General features: G+C 61.4%; 19 protein-coding genes and 1 other RNA gene. 5 read left to right on the top strand and 15 right to left on the bottom strand.

Annotated elements, in window-relative coordinates; translation table 11 throughout:
- Window positions 1–42: 42 nt before the first annotated feature.
- The 8 genes from ROSMUCSMR3_RS00350 to ROSMUCSMR3_RS00315 all read right to left on the bottom strand — a co-directional run bounded on the left by ROSMUCSMR3_RS00350 (window position 43) and on the right by ROSMUCSMR3_RS00315 (window position 7,319).
- Window positions 43–225, bottom strand: a complete 183-nt coding sequence (locus ROSMUCSMR3_RS00350; protein WP_081506089.1) for a DUF4169 family protein — start codon at window positions 223–225, stop codon at window positions 43–45.
- Window positions 222–1,613 (bottom strand): class II fumarate hydratase, encoded by a 1,392-nt coding sequence (gene fumC, locus ROSMUCSMR3_RS00345; protein WP_008280830.1) that lies wholly within the window; start codon window positions 1,611–1,613, stop codon window positions 222–224. Before fumC ends, ROSMUCSMR3_RS00350 begins: the two co-directional genes overlap by 4 nt.
- A 107-nt stretch (window positions 1,614–1,720) precedes the next feature.
- Window positions 1,721–2,176: an SspB family protein gene (locus ROSMUCSMR3_RS00340; RefSeq protein ID WP_037297595.1), complete on the bottom strand. Its 456-nt coding sequence runs from the start codon at window positions 2,174–2,176 to the stop codon at window positions 1,721–1,723.
- Window positions 2,177–2,250: 74 nt separating this feature from the next.
- Window positions 2,251–3,504, bottom strand: coding sequence for a chromate efflux transporter (gene chrA / locus ROSMUCSMR3_RS00335; RefSeq protein ID WP_081506088.1), 1,254 nt, complete (start codon window positions 3,502–3,504; stop codon window positions 2,251–2,253).
- Window positions 3,505–3,591: 87 nt separating this feature from the next.
- Window positions 3,592–3,944, bottom strand: a transfer-messenger RNA (tmRNA) gene (ssrA, locus tag ROSMUCSMR3_RS00330).
- 7 nt (window positions 3,945–3,951) lie between these two features.
- Entirely contained in the window at window positions 3,952–5,313 is a 1,362-nt protein-coding gene (locus tag ROSMUCSMR3_RS00325) for a cytochrome P450 (RefSeq protein WP_081506087.1), read from the bottom strand.
- On the bottom strand, window positions 5,310–6,512 hold the full coding sequence (locus ROSMUCSMR3_RS00320; RefSeq protein WP_081506086.1) for a hypothetical protein: 1,203 nt from the start codon (window positions 6,510–6,512) through the stop codon (window positions 5,310–5,312). The genes ROSMUCSMR3_RS00325 and ROSMUCSMR3_RS00320 overlap by 4 nt, the downstream gene beginning before the upstream one ends.
- A gap of 54 nt (window positions 6,513–6,566) precedes the next feature.
- On the bottom strand, window positions 6,567–7,319 hold the full coding sequence (locus ROSMUCSMR3_RS00315; RefSeq protein WP_037297695.1) for a cytochrome c biogenesis CcdA family protein: 753 nt from the start codon (window positions 7,317–7,319) through the stop codon (window positions 6,567–6,569).
- Window positions 7,320–7,412: 93 nt separating this feature from the next.
- Here ROSMUCSMR3_RS00315 and ROSMUCSMR3_RS00310 point away from each other — a divergent pair, with 93 nt between their 5' ends.
- Entirely contained in the window at window positions 7,413–7,643 is a 231-nt protein-coding gene (locus tag ROSMUCSMR3_RS00310) for a sulfurtransferase TusA family protein (protein ID WP_081506085.1), read from the top strand.
- Between the two features lie 185 nt (window positions 7,644–7,828).
- Here the strand turns inward: ROSMUCSMR3_RS00310 and ROSMUCSMR3_RS00305 are convergent, their stop codons facing one another.
- The 6 genes from ROSMUCSMR3_RS00305 to purC all read right to left on the bottom strand — a co-directional run bounded on the left by ROSMUCSMR3_RS00305 (window position 7,829) and on the right by purC (window position 15,771).
- Window positions 7,829–10,540, bottom strand: coding sequence for an Rne/Rng family ribonuclease (locus tag ROSMUCSMR3_RS00305; protein WP_081508500.1), 2,712 nt, complete (start codon window positions 10,538–10,540; stop codon window positions 7,829–7,831).
- Window positions 10,541–10,943: 403 nt separating this feature from the next.
- Entirely contained in the window at window positions 10,944–12,266 is a 1,323-nt protein-coding gene (locus ROSMUCSMR3_RS00300; RefSeq protein WP_081506084.1) for a sigma-54-dependent transcriptional regulator, read from the bottom strand.
- 18 nt (window positions 12,267–12,284) lie between these two features.
- Complete coding sequence (locus ROSMUCSMR3_RS00295) at window positions 12,285–14,045, bottom strand: sensor histidine kinase (protein ID WP_008280820.1); 1,761 nt, start codon at window positions 14,043–14,045, stop codon at window positions 12,285–12,287.
- 45 nt (window positions 14,046–14,090) lie between these two features.
- Complete coding sequence (gene purQ, locus ROSMUCSMR3_RS00290; protein ID WP_081506083.1) at window positions 14,091–14,759, bottom strand: phosphoribosylformylglycinamidine synthase subunit PurQ; 669 nt, start codon at window positions 14,757–14,759, stop codon at window positions 14,091–14,093.
- A complete protein-coding gene (gene purS, locus ROSMUCSMR3_RS00285; RefSeq protein ID WP_008280818.1) occupies window positions 14,759–14,998 on the bottom strand; it encodes a phosphoribosylformylglycinamidine synthase subunit PurS in 240 nt (79 codons plus the stop codon). Before purS ends, purQ begins: the two co-directional genes overlap by 1 nt.
- 11 nt (window positions 14,999–15,009) lie before the next feature.
- Window positions 15,010–15,771 (bottom strand): phosphoribosylaminoimidazolesuccinocarboxamide synthase, encoded by a 762-nt coding sequence (purC, locus tag ROSMUCSMR3_RS00280; RefSeq protein ID WP_008280817.1) that lies wholly within the window; start codon window positions 15,769–15,771, stop codon window positions 15,010–15,012.
- Window positions 15,772–15,933: 162 nt separating this feature from the next.
- Here purC and ROSMUCSMR3_RS00275 point away from each other — a divergent pair, with 162 nt between their 5' ends.
- The 3 genes from ROSMUCSMR3_RS00275 (at window position 15,934) to ROSMUCSMR3_RS00265 (ending at window position 17,688) form a co-directional block, all read left to right on the top strand.
- Entirely contained in the window at window positions 15,934–16,248 is a 315-nt protein-coding gene (locus tag ROSMUCSMR3_RS00275; protein WP_081506082.1) for a DUF1476 domain-containing protein, read from the top strand.
- A gap of 166 nt (window positions 16,249–16,414) precedes the next feature.
- Complete coding sequence (bmt, locus tag ROSMUCSMR3_RS00270) at window positions 16,415–17,425, top strand: betaine--homocysteine S-methyltransferase (RefSeq protein WP_081506081.1); 1,011 nt, start codon at window positions 16,415–16,417, stop codon at window positions 17,423–17,425.
- A gap of 20 nt (window positions 17,426–17,445) precedes the next feature.
- A complete protein-coding gene (locus tag ROSMUCSMR3_RS00265) occupies window positions 17,446–17,688 on the top strand; it encodes a methionine synthase (RefSeq protein WP_237183503.1) in 243 nt (80 codons plus the stop codon).
- On the opposite strand, the gene ROSMUCSMR3_RS00260 is transcribed toward ROSMUCSMR3_RS00265, so the two are convergent.
- Entirely contained in the window at window positions 17,670–18,749 is a 1,080-nt protein-coding gene (locus ROSMUCSMR3_RS00260; protein ID WP_237183502.1) for a PA0069 family radical SAM protein, read from the bottom strand. The two genes, ROSMUCSMR3_RS00265 and ROSMUCSMR3_RS00260, sit on opposite strands and share 19 nt — an antisense overlap.
- A gap of 209 nt (window positions 18,750–18,958) precedes the next feature.
- Here ROSMUCSMR3_RS00260 and ROSMUCSMR3_RS00255 point away from each other — a divergent pair, with 209 nt between their 5' ends.
- Complete coding sequence (locus tag ROSMUCSMR3_RS00255) at window positions 18,959–19,663, top strand: corrinoid protein (protein ID WP_008280810.1); 705 nt, start codon at window positions 18,959–18,961, stop codon at window positions 19,661–19,663.
- The last annotated feature ends 4 nt before the right edge of the window (window positions 19,664–19,667 follow it).

The raw sequence follows: 19,667 nt of genomic DNA, 5'->3' as shown, positions 1-19,667 counted from the left end.
CCAGGACTCCCCCGAGGTATTTTGGGCCAGATGAAGCCAAACTCAGTCCTCGTCCCGGCGATGCTGGTCAAGCGCGGCGCGCGCCTTTTCGGTCTGCGCCTGCTCCAGCGCCTTTTGCGCCTTGGTCCGGCCAAAGCGCGCGGCATTCTCATCCGCGCGGGCCTTGTCCTTGGCCCGCGCCTTTTGCTTGCGCACCCGGTTCAGATTGACCGGGGCATCGCTCATTTCGGGCCGATCATGTCTTCGGGGCGCACGACGCGATCAAAGGTCTCGCCATCGACAAAGCCAAGCGCGATCGCTTCTTCGCGCAACGTCGTGCCGTTCTTATGCGCGGTCTTGGCAACCTTGGTGGCATTGTCATAGCCGATGGTGGGGGCCAAAGCCGTCACCAGCATCAGGCTTTCCTGCATCAGCTTTTCGATACGCGGGCCATTGGCCTCGATCCCGTTGAGCATCCGCTCTGTGAAGCTATCGGCGGCATCGCCCAAAAGCTGCATGGATTGCAAGAGGTTATAAGCCATCATCGGATTATAGACGTTCAACTCGAAATGCCCCTGAGAGCCTGCGAACTTGATCGCGGCATCATTGCCCATGACATGGGCGGCCACCTGCGTCAGCGCCTCGGCCTGTGTCGGGTTGACCTTGCCCGGCATGATCGAGCTGCCCGGCTCGTTCTCGGGCAGGATCAATTCGCCCAGGCCCGACCGCGGACCCGACCCCAGAAACCGGATGTCATTGGCAATCTTGTAGCAAGACCCGGCCACAGTAGCGAGCGCGCCTGACATGAACACCATCGCATCATGCGCCGCCAGCGCCTCGAATTTGTTGGGTGCTGTGACAAACGGCAGGCCGGTGATCTCGGCCATTTGAGCCGCGACGGTCGTATCCCAGCCCTTCGCGGTGTTCAGACCGGTGCCCACAGCGGTGCCGCCCTGTGCCAGCTCATAGATACCGGGCAAACACAGATTGACCCGCGCGATGCCCTGCCGCACCTGATGCGCATAGCCCGAGAATTCCTGCCCCAGTGTCAGCGGCGTGGCGTCCTGCGTATGGGTACGGCCGATCTTGATGATGTCCTTGAACTCTTCCGACTTGGCCTCAAGCCCGGCCAAAAGCTTGGCCAACCCCGGCAAAAGCACGTCGCGCGCCGTCATGGCAGCGGCAATATGCATGGCGGTGGGAAAGGTGTCGTTGGATGATTGTCCCATGTTCACATGGTCATTGGGATGCACCGGATCTTTGGAGCCGATGACACCGCCCAAGATTTCAATCGCGCGGTTGGCGATGACCTCATTGGCATTCATGTTGGATTGCGTGCCTGATCCGGTCTGCCAGACCACCAGCGGGAAATTGTCGTCGAATTTGCCTGCGATGACTTCTCCCGCCGCTTGGATGATGGCATCGGCGCGGCGCGCATCCAGCGCACCGCTGGCCTTGTTCGCCTGTGCGCAGGCCTGTTTGATCACGCCAAGCGCGCGCACGATGGCCACGGGCTGTTTTTCCCAGCCAATCGGGAAATTCATGATCGAGCGCTGCGTCTGCGCGCCCCAATATTTGTCATTCGGCACCTCAAGGGGGCCAAAGCTATCGGTTTCGGTGCGGGTGGCGGTCATGGCAAAGCCTTTCGTGACGGGTTTGCCCCGTTCATACCGCAGTTCTGCAAAAGATCAATGCTGTATACGACGGGATACAAAGACCGCAGGCCGCGACAAGGCGCCCGTTACTTGCGGAAACTGTCGAGCCGCACCACCTCGGCCTTGCCGGGGCTGGGATCGTCATCGGGTGGGTCGGTATCATCCAACTCGTCGATATCGTCATCCACTTCCTGTGTCTCAAAGCGCAGGCCGAATTCAACCGAAGGATCAACAAACGTCTGGATCGAATCATAGGGCACATACAGACGCTCGGGCGCGTCGCCAAAATTCAGCGTCACGCCAAACCCATCGTTCGTAACCTTGAGGTCATCATACCAATGCTGCATCACCACCGTCATTTCTGAGGGGTAGCGCTGTTTCAACCAATCGGCGAGCTTGGCCTCGGGGTGTTTGGTGTCAAACGTGATGAAGAAATGATGCGCCCCGGGCAAACCTTCGGCCTGCACCTTGCTCAGCACCTCTTGGATGAGGCCGCGCATGGCACGATGCATAAGATTTCCGTAGTCGATTGAACGAGACATGTTTGACCCTTGGGGAATTGCTGCATGCCAGCATAGGGGATTCGAAACAAAACAAAAGACCCGCAATGCGCGCCTCAGATCAAAACATGAGCCAGCCCCGCCAGCGCCGCCATAAGCGCCAGAACCGGCACCATTGGCAGGCGAAGACCCAGCAATAAACCGCCCGCAACCGCCACATAGACCGCATCGCGCAGCGAAAAACTGCTGATTTCGGGCTGGGGCCCAAAGGCACCCATCGTCACCTGCCCGAACAGCACATGCAGCGCGAACCACACCGAAAGGTTGAGGATGACCCCCACCACAGCCGCCGATATCCCCGCCAAAGCCCCCTTGAGACGGGGCCGCGCAAGGATCTGTTCGATATAGGGGGCCCCGGTGAAGATCCACAAAAAGCAGGGAATGAACGTCACCCAAAGCGTAAGGCAGGCCGCCAGCACCGCCATGCCCACTCCGCCCTGCGCATAGCCCGCCAAAAGGCCCACAAACTCGGTCACAAGGATCAATGGCCCCGGCGTGGTTTCGGCAAGCCCAAGCGCGTCGATCATCTCGGCCGTGGTCAACCAGCCCTTGGTCGCCACCACGGTTTCGGTCATATAGGCCAGCACCGCATAGGCCCCGCCAAAGGTTACCACCGCCAATTTACTGAAGAAAAGCGCCAGATCAGTCAGAAACGTGGCCCCCGTGCCCCAGACCAGCAGCACCGGCGCGGCCCAGAGCGCACCCCATATGAGCGCGGTCGCCACGGTCTGAGAGAGCGCCACAGGCACAGGGGCGACCATGCTCGCATCCACCGCCACACCGCGATGCGACCACGCGCCCCAGAGCGCTGCCGCCGCGATGATCAATGGAAAGGGAACCGACAAAAAGAACATCGCGACAAAGCCCAAGCCCGCCAGAACCCAGCTGTCCCAGCCCTTGAGAGCGCGCCGCGCCAACTTGAGCAAGGCTTGCAGCACGATCACCACCACCGCCGCCTTGATGCCCAAAAACACCGCCTGCACCAGCGGCAGATCGCCATAGGTGGCATAGCCCAGACCAAGCACGAGGATCACCGCCGCACCCGGCAGCACAAAGAGAAGCCCGGCAATCAACCCGCCCAGCACCCCACGCAGCCGCCAACCGGCATAGGTGCAAAGCTGCATCGCCTCTGGCCCCGGCAAGAGCATGCAAAACGACAGTGCGCCCAGAAATTGCTGTTCGGTCAGCCAGCCGCGCCGCTCTACCAATTCGTCATGCATCATCGAGATTTGCGCCGCCGGCCCACCAAAGCTCAAAAGACCAATGCGGGCAAAGCTGCGAAAGATCAGGGCAAGGGGCGGCGCGTTCATATGTCTTTGTCGCGCGCCACGCGACGACACGCAAGACATAGTTTTATGACGCCAGTTCCGCGCCTTATGGATCATTATTAAAGTGAAAGTGCAGGCTTCTGTTGCCAGGTGCCTGCGAACCCCGCCTTACGCGGCTAAGCGCAAGGGCTTAAGTTTCGGTTTGGTTACTGCTTACGCAGCAACGGCCACCGGAGCACGGTTGTCATTTGCAACTGTACGTTTCGGACCGATAACGGTGGTACCTCACCGGGACAAAGCATAACCCCTTTAGACGTTCGTCGATCCTATTTCGACCCCATGATCCCCAAATGAAGGATGTTTGGTGGAGTCGCCGGGTACCGCCCCCGGGTCCGATCCGCTTATTACGAGCGCGTTTATGTCCATAGTCCGCTTGCGCGAACACCTCATACATAGGCGCTCTGAAGCGGCTTGCAAAGGGGGTGCCGGTCACCTTGGCGAAAGTTTAAGCCAGATCCCGTCACGCCCCCGCACCGTCAGATGCGCCACCGGCACCGGTGGGCGCTCGGCCACCGGGCGAAGGCGATAGGCCCGAACCAGCATGGCCAACAGCAAAGGCCCCTCAATCATCGCAAACCCCGCCCCGGTGCAAACCCGCTGCCCGGCGGAAAACGGGATGAACGCCTCGCGCAGACAGGTCTTACCATTCTCGGTGCCATAGCGCGCCGGATCGAACCCATCGGGATTATCCCAAAGCCGTTCGTGCCGATGCAGATGCCAGGGGCTGATCACCACCTGCGCGCCACGTGGAATATCACGGTTGCGGAACCTTTCGGGGCAGGCCGTCTCGCGTACCATCATCGGCACAGGCGGATAGAGGCGCAGCGTCTCGCGAAACACATCGCGGGTAACTCGCAACCGCGCCATATCGGAAAACTCTGGCGCACGGGGGCCAAAAACCGCCTCTGCCTCTTCGGCCACCCGCTCTTGCCACTCGGGATACAGCGCCAAAAGATACAGCGCCCAAGCCAGCGCCGACGCGCTTGTCTCATGCCCCGCGAGGAAAAAGATCGCCACCTGATCGACCATCTCTTCGGTGTCAAACCGCGCGCCGGTTTCCGGGTCGGCAGTGGTCATGATCTTGGTCGCCAGATCGTCGGGCGCGGTGCCCGCCGCAATCTCGGCCTGCCGCCGGGCGGTCAATTCTGTGATCAGCCCCCGGATAGCCCGCGCCGTTACCCGCGTCTGACGGCGATGAAATCGTGGAAACCAACCGGGCAAGGGCACAAAGGCGGCAAGGTTCAGAACGGGTTGCATGCGCTGGTGCGCCTTGAAGGCGTCAAACACCTGCGCGGCGGTGCGATCCTCGATGGGCAGCGAAAACAGCGTGCGAAAGATGACATCGGCGGCGGCATGGCTGGTGTGGCCCTCAATATCAAACCCGCTTCCATCGGCCAGCGGGGCCAACCGCGCAACCGCCCCCTGCCCGGCGGTGACCATCGCGGCAAAGGTATCGCGCAACCGCCCGCCTTCGAATGCGGGATCAATGATGCGCCTCTGCCGCTTCCATGTCTCGCCATTGGTGACAAAGACCGATTGCCCCAGTAGAGGCCGCAACCCTTCGGACACGCGGGCGGATTTCGGGAAATCATCGGGGCGTTGTTTCAGCACCAGATCAACCAGGCCTGTGTCATTGCACAGGTAAGAGCGAAAGAACGGCGTGCGAAATTCAGCCATCCACGCGCGATAGAGCCGCGCAGGCTGTGCCGACAGAATATCGGCCCGAAAGAGCCGCAGATACCGCCAGAGCGACACATGGTCCGGGCGCGCGGGCGGCTTGGGCGGGATCATGGGGCGAGGCTCGTGTACCGCGAGGTGGCACGCTCGATCCGGCTTTTTGAAGGCGGTCTGTCACGAAACCGCGCGGCCAGTGTCAATGGCCCTGCCGTGACGCGGAAATAGTCATAGTCACCGGGCCGATCAAAGGCGCAAAGATATTGAAAATGCAGCCGGAAAAACCGCCACCGCAAGGCGCGCCACCGCTCGGCACTCAGCGTTTGGGTGAACGCCGCCGAAATCACCAGCGGCCAGCGTTTGTCCTTTGGGGCCACGCCCGACACCGCCACCGGATCGCAAAGCGCAAAGGCGCAGCCATCGCCGGGTGCCGTGACATCCACCCAAGTCACCTCGTCCCGCGCACTCAGATAGGCCAAATCGGCCCGTAGCCGGTGCGCGCGCGGCAGAAAGGACACCATCGGCACCACCTGCCCAAGGCTCAGGAACGACAGCGCCGGGCCGTGCTTGGGCACCTGCCCACCCCGGATCAGATCGGCCAGAATCGACACCCCAAGATGCGCGCCCGAGGAATGGCCAACCACCAGCACCTCATCACAATCTCCCTGCAAGGCCTGCGCGATCTCGGCGGTAAATTCCGCCATCCGCGCCTCCAATTCAGGCGGATTGGCCCCCAGATACCGCGCCGAATAGGCGTAATCATGCATCAGGTAATAGGCAAAAAACCGGCCATCCAGACGCCGGAACCATTCAAGAATGAACGGCACAACACCAAGCCCGCCCCACGCCGCCCAAGGATGCCAAAGCGCCAGCACGCGGCCCAATCCCCACGCCACCATGAACGCTATGCCAAGCTGCACCAACAGAAATCCAACCGGATAAAGCGCCGCAATCACCGGACCCTTGCGCAACCGCATAAGGCGGAACAGCGCGCCCGTGCCGATATAGATCGCCGCCGTGCGGATCAGCTGCACATAGGTGGCCAAAATCCCCTGATCCATGCTGCCTTTGACAATATCGGACCAGACCAGCACTTCAACCGCGCTCTCAACCTCGGCCCCCTCAATCTGCGCAGATACATTCCAGCCAAATCGCGCCTGAGCTTTGGCTTGCAAGACATTGATTTCATATCCGGAAATAGCAGCCTGCGCAGCGCTTTCCTTGCGGTAAAGCTCGCGGTATCGGCGCGGTGGAATCGGGTCATAGCCCGGAATATAAAACACGCGCCTGCGGCGCACTTGGGGCTCGCTGCTCATGTCCAACCTCATGTTGCAGCAAACCTAGCGCGGAAATCGGGCAAGCGTAAGGCGTTATCCAAGCACCGCTAGGGCGGGGAATGTTTCGAGCAACCAAAAGGAAAACGCTGAAAACCCGCCGGTGAGCATCAAAAGGCCAATGGTCCAAAGCAAAAGCCCCATCACCCGCTCGATCTGCTCCATATGGCGTTTCATCCAGCCCATCAGCCCCTGCAGACGCGGCAAGAAGGCAGCAACCAGCAGGAACGGCACACCAAGGCCAATGGCATAAATCGCCAAGAGCATCGTGCCCCGCGCAACCGACCCTTCTGACGCCGCCAAAGACAGGATCGCCCCCAGTTGCGGACCGATGCAGGGCGTCCAGCCAAAGGCAAAGGCCAGCCCCAGAATATAGGCCCCAAAGGACGATCCGCCTCGGTCGCCCGCATCCAGCCGCGCCTCGCGGTCAAGGAATTTGATCCGATAGACGCCCACGAAATGCGCGCCGAAAATCATCACAAGAATGCCAGCTACCGTATTGAAATAGCTCTGATATTGCAGAAACACCGTGCCAATGGCAGAGGCCGTGAACCCCAAAAAGATAAAGACCGTCGAGAGGCCCAATACAAAGAAGAGCGCCGGCACAACGGCCCGCGCCCGGCTCTGCCCGCTCTCAGAGAGATCATTCAGGCTGACCCCGCTCATATAGGCCAGATAGGGCGGGACGATCGGCAGAACGCAGGGGCTGAGAAACGAGATGATTCCAGCGGCCAAGGCCACGAACATTGCGGGCAAAAGCGCTGCGTCTATGATTTCGATTCCGAACATGCGCCAGACATAGCCCGCACTGCGACCCGCGTCACCCGACATTCTGTCACAACCTTGTGGACAGGCTGTAACAAGCCCGCTATCTCACGCCTCATGACACCCGATGATACGCTCGACGCCTGCGGCCTATTGTGCCCCCTGCCCGTCCTCAAGCTGCGCAAGCGCTTGAAATCCATGGGTATTGGCGCGGTGATCGCGATGCAGGCGGATGATCCCGCAGCCGTGATCGACGTGCCGCATTTCTGCGCCGAATCCGGGCATGATCTGATTTCCGCGACCGATGCGAATGGCGTGCAGACCTACGTGATCCGCAAGACGCGCTAAGGCGTTCTGCGACCGCTGGAACACAGACATCTCGGGCTTGACCCGTGACCTCGCTGCAGCTGCGTCGAGGCCCTGGCTCTGGGCCGGGGCGATGCGAAACCGATCAGACGCGACGCGCTCCTCCCATACAACAAAAAAATGCCGCACCCGAGGGCGCGGCATCCTTGATTTTCGTTTTCTTCCGCTCAGCCCAAAGACCACCAGCCGCGGCGCTTTGGCTTGGGCTCTTCCTGCGGTGCCGGGGTTTCGGCCACAGGTTCAGGCGCTTGCGCGGGCTCAGGCGCTTCTGCCTCAGCAACCGGCTCTGGCGTCACCTCTGCAACCGGCTCCGGTGCCACCTCCGCAACCGGCGCTGGTGGTGCCTCTGTTGGCACCACTGCCGCCTCTGGCGCTGCAGTCACGCTGCTCTCATCTGCAACCGCCGCCGTGGCCTCGGGCTCTTTCTTCTTGCGCGGCGTTGGGGTGCGTTTGGGCTTCGCTGCCGCCTTGGCCTTGGGGGCCTCCTCGTCAGAGACTCCCTCCGCGGCGCTTGCGGGCTCTTTCTTCTTGCGCGGTGCGCGGGTGCGCTTGGGCTTCGGCTGCTCCTCAGCGACCACAGGCGCCTCGGCCTCTGCCGTCACCTCAGCCGGGGCCTCTGGCTCAGCAACAACCGCAGGTACTGCGCTGTCTTGCTCCTCGCTCCCCTCGGACGCCTCAGCGTCATCGTCCTCCCGATCCTCATCGGTGCCTTCGCCATTGCGCTCTGCACCATTGCCATTCTTGGGCTTGCGGCGGCGGCTACGGCGGCGACGGCTCTTTTTGGGCTTGTCGCCCCCATCGCCCCCGGTGGTCGGCGCGCTCTTGGCGTCGTCGCCCGCTTCGGCTTCGACCTCCTCGTCGATTTCGTCCTCGACCTCGTCGTCGATGTCATCCATCAGCGCCGATGTGCCGGACACGAATTGCGCCATCGGCACTTCGGGCACGTTCCGGGTCGCTGTTTTGAACTTTTCCATCGTGAAATCGGGGCTGACCAAACGCGGATCACCCTCGATCCGCACCGACAGGCCATAGCGCCCTTCGATTTGCGCCACGTGATCGCGTTTCTGGTTCATCAGATAGTTGGCGATGCCCACCGGGCATTTCACCAGCACCTCACGCGAGCGGCGGCGCACGCCCTCTTCCTCGATCTGACGCAGGATCGACAGCGCAAGGCTGTCATCCGACCGGATAAGCCCGGTGCCATGGCAGGCCGGGCATGGCTGCGTCGTGGCCTCGATCATGCCGGGGCGCAGACGCTGGCGCGACATTTCCAACAGGCCAAAGCCCGAAATGCGGCCAACCTGAATACGCGCCCGGTCGGTCTTGAGCTTGTCCTTGAGCCGCTTTTCCACCGAAGCGTTGTTGCGGCGCTCGTCCATGTCGATAAAATCGATCACGATCAAACCAGCCAGATCGCGCAGGCGCAATTGACGCGCCACCTCTTCGGCGGCCTCAAGGTTGGTCTTGAGCGCGGTTTCCTCGATCGAGCCTTCTTTGGTGGCACGGCCAGAGTTGACGTCGATAGCAACCAACGCCTCGGTCACACCGATCACGATATAGCCGCCGGATTTGAGCTGCACCGTGGGGTTGAACATGCCCGACAGATAGCTTTCCACCTGAAAGCGGGCAAAGAGCGGCTGCTGATCGACGTAATGCTTCACGTTCTTGGCATGGGACGGCATGATCATCTTCATGAAGTCCTTGGCGATACGATAGCCGCGCTCGCCCTCGACCAGCACCTCGTCGATCTCGCGGTTATAAAGATCGCGGATCGAACGCTTGATCAGATCGCCCTCTTCATAGATTTTCGCCGGCGCCATAGAGCGCAGGGTCAACTCGCGGATCTGTTCCCAGAGCCGTTGCAGATATTCGTAATCGCGCTTGATTTCGGCCTTGGTGCGCTTCGCTCCGGCGGTGCGCACGATCAGACCCGCGCCGCGCGGCACGTCGATCTCGGTGGCGATTTCCTTGAGCTTCTTGCGGTCTACAGCATTGGTGATCTTGCGGCTGATGCCACCGCCACGCGCGGTGTTGGGCATAAGCACGCAGTAGCGACCCGCAAGGCTAAGATAGGTGGTCAGCGCCGCCCCCTTGTTGCCGCGCTCTTCCTTGACGACCTGCACCAGCATGATCTGGCGGACCTTGACGACCTCTTGGATCTTGTAGCGCCGCGCGCGGGGCTTGCGCACCGGGCGGATATCTTCGCTGTCATCCTCTTCGGCGACGGATTCGATCTCGTCATCCTGAGCGGCATGATCGCGGGTGTCGGTCTCGGGCTCATCCTCGCCCGCCTCGTCGGCACCGTTATCCTCGGGCTCTTCCACCGGGGTCTCGGCCACGCGCTCCATCGGCGATGTGGCCTCGGGCACTTCGGCGGTTGCGGCGGTCTCGTCCTCAAGGTCGATGGTTTCCATCCCCGAGATTTCAGAGGTGGCCACCGCATCGTCAGTTTGCGTCTTTTCGGCGCGTGTGCGCGAGCGGGACCGTGACCGCGAGCGGCTATTGCGCCCCTCGCTGCGTCCGTCACTGCGCCCCTCGCCACCGCTGCTGCGACGCGGACGATCTTCGTCCTCGTCGTTTTGCGCATTGGCCAGCGCCTCTTCCTCGGCCATCAGGGCCTCGCGGTCGGCGACCGGAATCTGATAGTAATCGGGATGTATCTCCGAGAACGCCAGAAACCCATGCCGGTTTCCGCCGTAATCTACAAAGGCCGCCTGAAGCGAGGGTTCAACCCGCGTCACCTTGGCCAGATAGATATTGCCAGCTATCTGGCGTTTATTTTCAGACTCAAAGTCGAATTCCTCGACCTTGTTTCCGTCGACCACCACAACCCGAGTTTCCTCGGCGTGGGTGGCATCAATGAGCATTTTCGTAGCCATGTTTTCCGTTTGCATCGCGGCGCGGCCGCCTGCCCCGGTAGGGCGGCGCGTTGCGGCAGATGTCTGATAAGGGCGATGGCGGACGCGCAGCCAAGGGTGCCGGTATCGGCCCCTGCACTGACAAAGTGATGTCTCGCGCGCTTCATCGCGGTTCTTCTTCTCCGGCCCCTCGCGGAGCCAATTCAGGGCCTGTCCACCGTTTTCAAGGGTCAGGCTTGTATGTGGCCCCCGTGAACGGGACCCAATCGGTCTGCTCAATCATGTCGGACTGATCCGGACGGAGGACTGAAACAGCGAATCTCTCGAGGTTTCGGGGCGGATTACGCCCGTCACCATAGTGTCACAGTAAAGCGACCCCTATGCCAATGACAATGGACAAAATGAAAAGCAGCGCGTGCCGCCCTCAAAGATAGTCGGACCGTTGCAAATTATACTTGGCCATTTTCTCGTTCAATGTCCGACGCGGAAGGCAAAGTTCGTCCATCACCGCCGCGATGCTGCCTTTGTGGCGGCGCATCGTGTTGTCGATCAGCATCCGCTCGAACGCCTCGACATATTCCTTGAGCGGCTTGCCCTCGGTGGTCATCACCGGTTGCATGTCCTGATGGTCCGACATCAGCAACGATGTGATCGTGCCCGACCCCCGCCGTGCCTGCAACACCGCGCGCTCGGCCACATTGAAGAGCTGACGCACATTGCCGGGCCAAGGTGCCTGCAAAAGCTGTGTGGCCTCCTGCGCGCTGACCTGCGGCGCATCACAGCCGTAATCTTCTGAAAACTGCTCGGCAAAGCGGGTGAAGAGCGTCAGAATATCCTCACCCCGCTGACGCAGCGGCGGCACGGTGATCCGCAGGCTGGCCAGACGGTAAAACAGGTCAGAGCGCAGCGCATCCTCACAGGTATGCCCCTCGTCCTGCATGTTCGAAATGGCCACCACACGGGTCTCGGGCGGCGTGCCCTCGGCGTTGATATGGGTCAGCAATTTGGCCTGCGCCGCTTCGCTCAGCGCCTCGATATCCTCCAGCACCAGCGTGCCGCCGCGTGCCTCTTCAAAGGCGGGCAGGCGCGCATCCTCGGGCTGCACCGGGCCAAACAGGCGCTTGATCAGCCCCTCGTCATCAAAGGCAGCACAGGCCACCGACACAAACTTGCGCCCCGCGCGCGCGCCCACCGCATGCAGCGCATGCGCCACCAGCGTCTTGCCGGTGCCGGTCTCGCCCTCGATCAGAACATGGCCATCGGCCTGCCCCAGATCTAGAATATCCTCGCGCAACCGCTCCATCGCGCCGCTGGTGCCGATCAGCTTTTTCATCAGCTGGCCCCCATCCGACAGGTCCTTGCGCAGCGCACGGGCGTCCAGCGTCATGCGCCGGGCGTTGGTGGCCTTCTTCGCCAATTCGGTCATGCGGTCCGGATTGAAAGGCTTTTCCAGAAAATCAAACGCCCCGATGCGCATCGCCTCGACCGCCATCGGCACATCGCCATGCCCCGTGATCATGATCACCGGAAGCGAACTATCGGCCCCCATCAGCTTTTTGAGAAACTGCATCCCGTCCATACCGGGCATCCGCACGTCGGTCACAACGATACCGGGATAATCCGGCCCCAGCGATTTCAGCGCATCCTCCGCCGAGGCAAAGGCCTCGGTGTCATAGCCCGACAGGGCCAACCACTGACTGATCGACTGGCGCATGTCTTTTTCATCATCGACGATGGCGATTTTCATGGCTGCTGGCATTTTACATCACTCCGCTGCACGGGTCTCTTCGGCCAATATGGGAAGCTGCATCTCGAATACAGCCCCCCCGTCGGGCGCGTTGCGCGCCACCAGACGTCCGCCAAGGTCGTTGACGATCCCCGAGGAAATGGCAAGCCCCAGCCCCACCCCGTCGCCTGGCTGTTTGGTCGTGTAAAAGGGCTCAAAGAGGTTCTTGAAATCCCCGATCCCCTCACCGTTGTCACGCACCGTCAGCACCGCCGTTTCCCCCGCCGCCAAGAGAATGTCGATGATGGCATCGGGCACGGTATTGGTGGCATCAATGGCATTGCGCAACAGGTTGACGATCACCTGTTCCACACGCACCCGGTCCCCCATGATCATCACAGGCTGATCGGGCAAAGTGCGGGTGATGGTGATCTTGCGCTGACGCAACTGCGGCTCCATCATCGACAGCGCCGAGGCCACCGCATCCGCCATGTTTACAGGGGAAAACTGCGTGCCTGACTGGCGCGCATAGGACTTGAGCTGCTTGGTGATCGCCCCCATCCGCTCGATCAGATCGTCGATCCTCTGAAACGCCGAGATCGCCTCGTCGGGCCGGTTGCGCGACAGCAAAAGCCGCGCCCCCGCAAGGTAGGTTTTCATCGCCGCAAGCGGTTGGTTCAACTCGTGACTGACCGCCGCCGACATCTCGCCCAGAACCGCCAATTTCGAGCTTTGCTGAATGGTCTGTTCGGCCTGTGCGAGGTTCTCTTGCGCGCGTCTACGCTCGGCGATTTCCCGCTGGAGGCGGGCATTCAATGCGCGAAGCTCTGCCGATTCCCGCTGAAACAGCGCCATCCGAAGCGCCGCCTTGCGATTGAGAAAGTAAAACGCGAGCGCCAGAAGAATCGCGAATCCCATGATCTCGAGCGCGAGATAGCCGTTCACCTTGTCACGCACCGCCGTGTAAGTGGTGAACCCGGCGATCCGCCAGCCGCGAAAGGCCACGCGCCCCTCGACCCGCATCACCGCCTCGCCGCGCACATAGGCATCCGCTGGCAGCGCCGTCCAATCCGAGGTCGCCTGAATGGCGCGCTGAATGGCGCTGTTGACCGGCTCGCGGCGCAGCGCCTCGGCCTCTGTCAAGCCACGCCAACGCGGTTCGGTGGCCAGAATGATCCGCCCCTCGGTATCCGTGACCATGACCGCATCGGAAATCCCGGCCCAGGCGCGCTCGTATTTGCGCAAATCCACTTCGACAACGATCACCCCCAAGGTGCCGTTCTGCGTCTCGATCCGGCGCGAGTAGTAAAAGTTGAATTGCCCCGTTTCCTGCCGCAAAACATGGAAAATCGTATCGCGCGAGCGCATCGCATCCACGAAATAGGCGGCGGCCTTGTGACTCTCGCCCAGGCGCGCCCGCTCTGTCGTCGCAACCGCCCGCCCGTCCCTGTCGAGCAGCGTCAAGTTCGCCGCACCGATTTCTTCCAGAAATGAAATCAGCCGCTGTGTAGATTGCGCATAGTCTTGTGTGTTGAGCGCAGCAATCAGCGCCGGGTCCCGCGCCAAGAGCTGCGGCACAATCGCATTCTGGCGCAATTCCGACAGCAGGTTACCCGAATACAGCACCAGCCGCAGCTCTGCGCGGTTGCGCGTGTTCTCGGTAAAGCGATCCGTCAAAAGGCGGTTGGTGGTCAGAACCACCGCCACCGCCACCACAAAAAGGCAAAACAGCACCGCACGCGCGCGCCATGAAATGGTGCGCATCCGGTGCCGTGCGGTCGAAGTGGCAGCTTTGCTCATGCGATCAGACTATGCCGCGCCGCGCCGCTTCTCAAGCGCAAGCGCTCAGGCGCGTTCCAGCGCCCCCATTAGCCCGCTAAAGAGCGCGGCCCCATCGGTGCCGCCCTGCAACGGTTCGGACATCCGCTCGGGATGCGGCATCATCCCCAGAACGCGGCGATTCTCGGACAGGATGCCCGCAATATCGCGCGCGGAACCATTGGGATTGTCCGTATAGGTAAAGGCCACACGGTCTTCGCCCTCAAGCCGGTCGAGTGTTGCGGTATCAGCGAAATAATTGCCGTCGTGATGCGCAATCGGCACGGTGATGGTGCGGCCCGCCTCATAGCCATGGCTAAAGACGCTATCGGCCGTCGCCACCCGCAGGCCCACCGGCTTGCAGACATATTTCAGACCCGCATTGCGCAGCAAGGCACCCGGCAAAATCCCCGTCTCGGTCAGGATCTGAAAGCCGTTGCAGACACCCAGCACATAGCCGCCCTTGTCCGCATGCGCGATAACTGACCGGCAGATCGGCGAATTCGCGGCAATCGCACCGCAGCGCAGGTAATCGCCATAGGAAAACCCGCCCGGCACGCCCACCACATCGACACCCTGCGGCAGGTCCGTATCCTTGTGCCAGACCATCGACACCCGCGCGCCCGCGCGCTCGAATGCAACGGCCAGATCGCGGTCGCAGTTAGAGCCGGGAAAGACGATGACGGCGGCATGCATCAGGCCAACTCCACCGAATAGCTTTCGATCACGGTATTCGCGAGCAGCTTTTCGCACATCTCGGTGACGGTGGCCTTGGCCTTGGCCGCGTCGGTCTCTGCCAGATCCAGCTCGATCACCTTGCCTTGCCGCACCGCTTCGACACCGTCAAAGCCCATCGACCCCAAGGCATGGCGCACCGCCTCGCCCTGCGGATCAAGAACGCCGGATTTCAGCATGACATGCACGCGCGCTTTCATGGGATACCTCTTTAGTTGATCAGTTTTGGCCGCGCCATCGGCGTGCTGCCCTTGGGCATGACACCCAGACGGGTCGCCACCTCGGTATAGGCATCCGTCAGACTGCCCAGATCGCGGCGGAAGACATCCTTGTCAAGCTTGCGGCCTGACGCGATATCCCACAACCGGCAGCTGTCGGGGCTGATTTCATCGGCCACGATCAGCCGCTGGAAATCGCCATCATAGACGCGGCCGATCTCGATCTTGAAATCAATCAGCTTGATGCCAACGCCATACATCACGCCCGCCATGAAATCGTTGACGCGCAGCGCGAGGCTGAGGATATCGTCCATATCCTGCTGGCTGGCCCAACCAAAGGCGGCAATATGTTCCTCGGTGACCAGCGGATCGCCCAGCTTGTCATCCTTGAGGCAATATTCCACGATGGGGCGCGGCAATTGTGTGCCTTCTTCGATCCCCAGACGCTTGGCCATGGTTCCCGCCGCATAGTTGCGAACAATCACTTCCAGAGGAATGATCTCGACCGCACGAACCAGTTGTTCGCGCATATTCAGCCGCTTGATGAAATGCGTCGGCACGCCGATGGTGTTGAGCCCGGTCATGAAATACTCGGACAGCATGTTGTTCAGCACGCCCTTGCCCTCGATCACGGCCTTCTTTTCGGCGTTAAAGGCGGTGGCGTCATCCTTGAAATACTGGATGATCGTGCCCGGCTCTGGGCCCTCATAGAGGGTCTTGGCCTTGCCTTCATAAATCTTCTTGCGCCGCGCCATGGGAACTCCATCGTTGAGGGTGGGGGGCGTGAGTCCCCTCATGCCGATGCGCTCTCATAGTGCATGGGCCAACACGTCGCAAGATGGCGTTGGCCCCTTGCCCTTTTGCGTGCCAGATTGCATATCGGAAGCAACGGCAACGCATGCAAGGGGACCGGCCCAATGACCACCTTTGACGATCGCGAAAGCGCATTCGAAAACAAATTCGCCCATGACGAGGAAATGGCCTTTCGCGCCGTGGCCCGCCGCAACAAGCTTCTCGGCCTCTGGGCTGCGGAACTGATGGGCAAAACCGGCGATGACGCCAACGCCTACGCCCTCGAAGTGGTCAAGGCCGACTTTGAAGAGGCCGGCCATGAAGATGTGGTGCGCAAGGTCGCATCGGATCTTGGTGACATCGCCGATGCCGACACCATCCGCGCCAAGATGGATGAGCTGCTCAAGATCGCCAAAGGCCAACTGGCCAAAGAGGCCTGAGCCTGCTCATTCGGTGAAATCAGGGGCGCGTCACATCATGGCGCGCCCTTTACGTCTTGGTCAGGCAATACAAATGCGCCTCACCATTTACATGAAATTTATGCATTTGCGCGCTTGCCTGATTTAATGGCACATCTGCGTGCTCACGGATTACGGGACAGCCCAAATGACAAACGCCCTCACCAAGATGCTCGCCACTCGCGATTGGATTCTCGCTGACGGGGCCACCGGCACCAATCTTTTCAACATGGGTCTGCAATCGGGCGATGCACCCGAAATGTGGAATGACCAGCATCCCGACCGGATCAAGCGCCTTTATACCGAGGCCGTGGATGCAGGCAGCGATCTGTTTCTCACCAATTCCTTTGGCGGCAACGCGGCGCGTCTGAAACTGCATGGCGCGCAGGGCCGTGCCCGCGAGCTGTCGCGCATCTCTGCCGAGATTGGCCGCGACGTGGCCGACCGATACGACCGCCCGGTGATCGTCGCGGGCTCTGTCGGCCCCACCGGCGAAATCATGGCCCCGATGGGGGCGCTCACCCATGAACTGGCAGTCGAGATTTTCCACGAACAGGCCGAAGGCCTCAAGGAAGGCGGGGCCGATGTGCTCTGGCTCGAAACCATTTCCGCCCCCGAAGAATACAAGGCCGCCGCCGAGGCGTTCAAACTCGCCGATATGCCATGGTGCGGCACCATGAGCTTTGACACCGCCGGGCGCACGATGATGGGCGTCACCTCGTCTGACATGGCCACCATGGTGGAAAAACTGGGCAACCCCCCGATGGCCTATGGGGCCAATTGCGGTGTCGGTGCCTCGGATTTGCTGCGCACCATTCTGGGCTTTGTCGCCCAGGGATCTGAGCGGCCCATTATTGCCAAGGGCAATGCCGGCATCCCGAAATATCATGACGGTCACATCCACTACGATGGCACGCCCGAACTGATGGCCGAATACGCCGTGCTGGCCCGCGACTCCGGCGCCACGATCATTGGCGGCTGCTGCGGCACCATGCCCGAACATCTCTCGAAAATGCGCGCCGCGCTAGAGAACCGCCCACGCGGTGCCCGCCCCACGCTGGAAGAGATCACCGAGGCGCTTGGCGGCTTCTCATCGGGCGGGGATGGCACCGGGGACGATACCGCAGCACCCCGCCGCCCGCGCCGCAGGCGCGGCTGATCGGCATGTCAGGGAAGATGATGCGCCGCATCTTCCTTGCCGCCGCCCTGCTGGCCCTTGTGGCATGGATCGCGGGCTATATCTGGATATCCGGCCTTGCCTGCGCATTTGGCAGCCCAAATGGCCGATGTGCGTTCCCAATGCCCTGGGATATGCGCGGCGAAGATCTGATGATCCTCGTGCTTTTCCCCGCAGCCTTGGTCGCAACACTGCTCGTGCTTGCCCGGATCAGTGGACGCCGCTCTCAAAACAGCGATAACTGATCCCCCCGCGCCAGCGGCACCTCGAACAGGTCCGTGCGCAACACCGCCTGCGCCTGATCCAGCCCCAGCCGACGCGCCGCCAAATCAAACCGGCGCGCGATCATGCGGGCATGCACCCCCTCGCCCCGCATCCGCCGGTGCCAATCGGCGCTATACTCCTGCCCTCCATGCATCTCGCGCAGCCGGTTCATCACCTTGCGCGCCCGGTCGGGATACTGCGCCGCCAGCCACTCCTGAAACAGAGGCGACACCTCGCGCGGCAGCCGCAGCATGATCCAGCTTGCGGCCCCTGCCCCGGCCTCGCGCCCGGCCGCCAAAATCGCCTCGATCTCCGGATCGGTCAGCCCCGGAACAACCGGCGACACCATCAACCGCACCGGAACCCCCACCTCGGACAACCGCCGGATGATCTCCAATCGCCGCGCCGGAGTGGGCGCGCGCGGCTCCAACCGCCGTGCCAGCACCTCATCAAGGGTGGTGATAGAAATGCCCACCCGCGCCAGCCCACGCGCCGCCATATCCCCCAGAATATCCAGATCCCGCTCTATCAGCGCCCCTTTGGTGATAACCGCCACCGGATGATTAAAGCGCTGCAACACTTCCAGACAGGCGCGGGTGATGCCAAACTCTGCCTCAATCGGCTGATAGGGATCAGTATTGGTGCCAATCGCCACCGGTGCGATCTTATAGCTGCGCGCCCGCAACTCTGCCTCTAGCCGTGCGGGGGCCTCAGGCCGCGCGATCAACCGTGTCTCGAAATCAAGCCCTGGCGACAGGCCCAGATAGGCATGGCTCGGGCGCGCAAAACAATAAATGCAGCCATGTTCACAGCCACGATACGGATTGATCGACCGATCAAACGGCAGATCGGGCGAGCGATTATAGGTGATCACCCGGCGCGGTCGCTCTGTCGTCACCTGCGTGCGCAACACACGCGCCGCCTCCCCGGGGTCCTCGGCCTCATAGGCAACGCCATAGGCCTCGAACCGGCCCGCGGCGTTGCTCAACGCACCCCGCGCCCGCACGCGCAGATCATTGGGAAGGGTTTGCTCTGGTTTCATGCCCCCAAAATGGAACATAACGCGAACACTTGCAAGAAACCGATAATCATCATGCTGATAATTCAGTCACATCCCGCGCGATTCCAAGCTATACGTCGGTTGCGGCGCGGGCAGCGTCGCAATTCGGAAAGTGGCCGCGCCGCAAATTGACGAAAGCTGCGTCCAGTCAACCCAGATGCGCGCGCGCAGAGAACTCAAGGATTCCCCCAATGTCCGACCAAGACGACGACATCATCCTCGCCGACCTCGACGATGACGAGCTTGTCCAACAGATGTTCGACGACCTCTACGACGGCCTCAAGGAAGAGATCGAAGAGAGCGTGCACATCCTCTTGGATCGCGGCTGGGCCCCCTACCGCGTGCTGACCGAGGCACTCGTCGGTGGCATGACCATCGTCGGCAAGGATTTCCGCGATGGTATCCTCTTTGTCCCCGAAGTGCTGCTCGCGGCCAATGCGATGAAGGGCGGCATGGCCATCCTCAAGCCGCTCCTGGCCGAAACCGGCGCACCGCGCGTGGGCAAAATGGTGATCGGCACCGTCAAGGGCGACATCCACGACATCGGCAAGAACCTTGTCGGCATGATGATGGAAGGGGCCGGTTTCGAAGTGGTCGATCTCGGCATCAACAACGCGGTCGAAAAATACCTCGACGCGCTGGAAACCGAACAGCCGGACATCCTCGGCATGTCGGCTCTGCTGACCACCACCATGCCCTATATGAAGGTCGTGATCGACACGCTGGTCGAACAGGGCAAACGCGATGACTATATCGTGCTGGTCGGTGGCGCACCGCTCAACGAAGAATTCGGCAAGGCCATCGGTGCTGACGCCTACTGCCGCGATGCCGCTGTGGCCGTGGAAACCGCCAAGGATTTCATGGCGCGCAAACACAACCGGCTGGCCGCGAGCTGAGCAT

Source organism: Roseovarius mucosus (assembly GCF_002080415.1).
Taxonomy (GTDB): domain Bacteria; phylum Pseudomonadota; class Alphaproteobacteria; order Rhodobacterales; family Rhodobacteraceae; genus Roseovarius; species Roseovarius mucosus_A.
Note: the sequence above shows the minus strand (reverse complement) of the source record. Positions and strands in the feature narration are given on the sequence as shown.

Coding starts and splice junctions, on each gene's coding strand:
- ROSMUCSMR3_RS00295 (WP_008280820.1), bottom strand. CDS start 14,045: ATGAGCAAAGCTGCCACTTCGACCGCACGGCACCGGATGCGCACCATT.
- ROSMUCSMR3_RS00275 (WP_081506082.1), top strand. CDS start 15,934: ATGACCACCTTTGACGATCGCGAAAGCGCATTCGAAAACAAATTCGCC.
- ROSMUCSMR3_RS00260 (WP_237183502.1), bottom strand. CDS start 18,749: ATGAAACCAGAGCAAACCCTTCCCAATGATCTGCGCGTGCGGGCGCGG.
- ROSMUCSMR3_RS00320 (WP_081506086.1), bottom strand. CDS start 6,512: ATGAGCAGCGAGCCCCAAGTGCGCCGCAGGCGCGTGTTTTATATTCCG.
- ROSMUCSMR3_RS00305 (WP_081508500.1), bottom strand. CDS start 10,540: ATGGCTACGAAAATGCTCATTGATGCCACCCACGCCGAGGAAACTCGG.
- purS (WP_008280818.1), bottom strand. CDS start 14,998: ATGAAAGCGCGCGTGCATGTCATGCTGAAATCCGGCGTTCTTGATCCG.
- ROSMUCSMR3_RS00350 (WP_081506089.1), bottom strand. CDS start 225: ATGAGCGATGCCCCGGTCAATCTGAACCGGGTGCGCAAGCAAAAGGCG.
- ROSMUCSMR3_RS00255 (WP_008280810.1), top strand. CDS start 18,959: ATGTCCGACCAAGACGACGACATCATCCTCGCCGACCTCGACGATGAC.
- purQ (WP_081506083.1), bottom strand. CDS start 14,759: ATGCATGCCGCCGTCATCGTCTTTCCCGGCTCTAACTGCGACCGCGAT.
- bmt (WP_081506081.1), top strand. CDS start 16,415: ATGACAAACGCCCTCACCAAGATGCTCGCCACTCGCGATTGGATTCTC.
- ROSMUCSMR3_RS00340 (WP_037297595.1), bottom strand. CDS start 2,176: ATGTCTCGTTCAATCGACTACGGAAATCTTATGCATCGTGCCATGCGC.
- ROSMUCSMR3_RS00310 (WP_081506085.1), top strand. CDS start 7,413: ATGACACCCGATGATACGCTCGACGCCTGCGGCCTATTGTGCCCCCTG.
- ROSMUCSMR3_RS00325 (WP_081506087.1), bottom strand. CDS start 5,313: ATGATCCCGCCCAAGCCGCCCGCGCGCCCGGACCATGTGTCGCTCTGG.
- fumC (WP_008280830.1), bottom strand. CDS start 1,613: ATGACCGCCACCCGCACCGAAACCGATAGCTTTGGCCCCCTTGAGGTG.
- purC (WP_008280817.1), bottom strand. CDS start 15,771: ATGGCGCGGCGCAAGAAGATTTATGAAGGCAAGGCCAAGACCCTCTAT.
- ROSMUCSMR3_RS00265 (WP_237183503.1), top strand. CDS start 17,446: ATGCGCCGCATCTTCCTTGCCGCCGCCCTGCTGGCCCTTGTGGCATGG.
- ROSMUCSMR3_RS00315 (WP_037297695.1), bottom strand. CDS start 7,319: ATGTTCGGAATCGAAATCATAGACGCAGCGCTTTTGCCCGCAATGTTC.
- chrA (WP_081506088.1), bottom strand. CDS start 3,504: ATGAACGCGCCGCCCCTTGCCCTGATCTTTCGCAGCTTTGCCCGCATT.
- ROSMUCSMR3_RS00300 (WP_081506084.1), bottom strand. CDS start 12,266: ATGAAAATCGCCATCGTCGATGATGAAAAAGACATGCGCCAGTCGATC.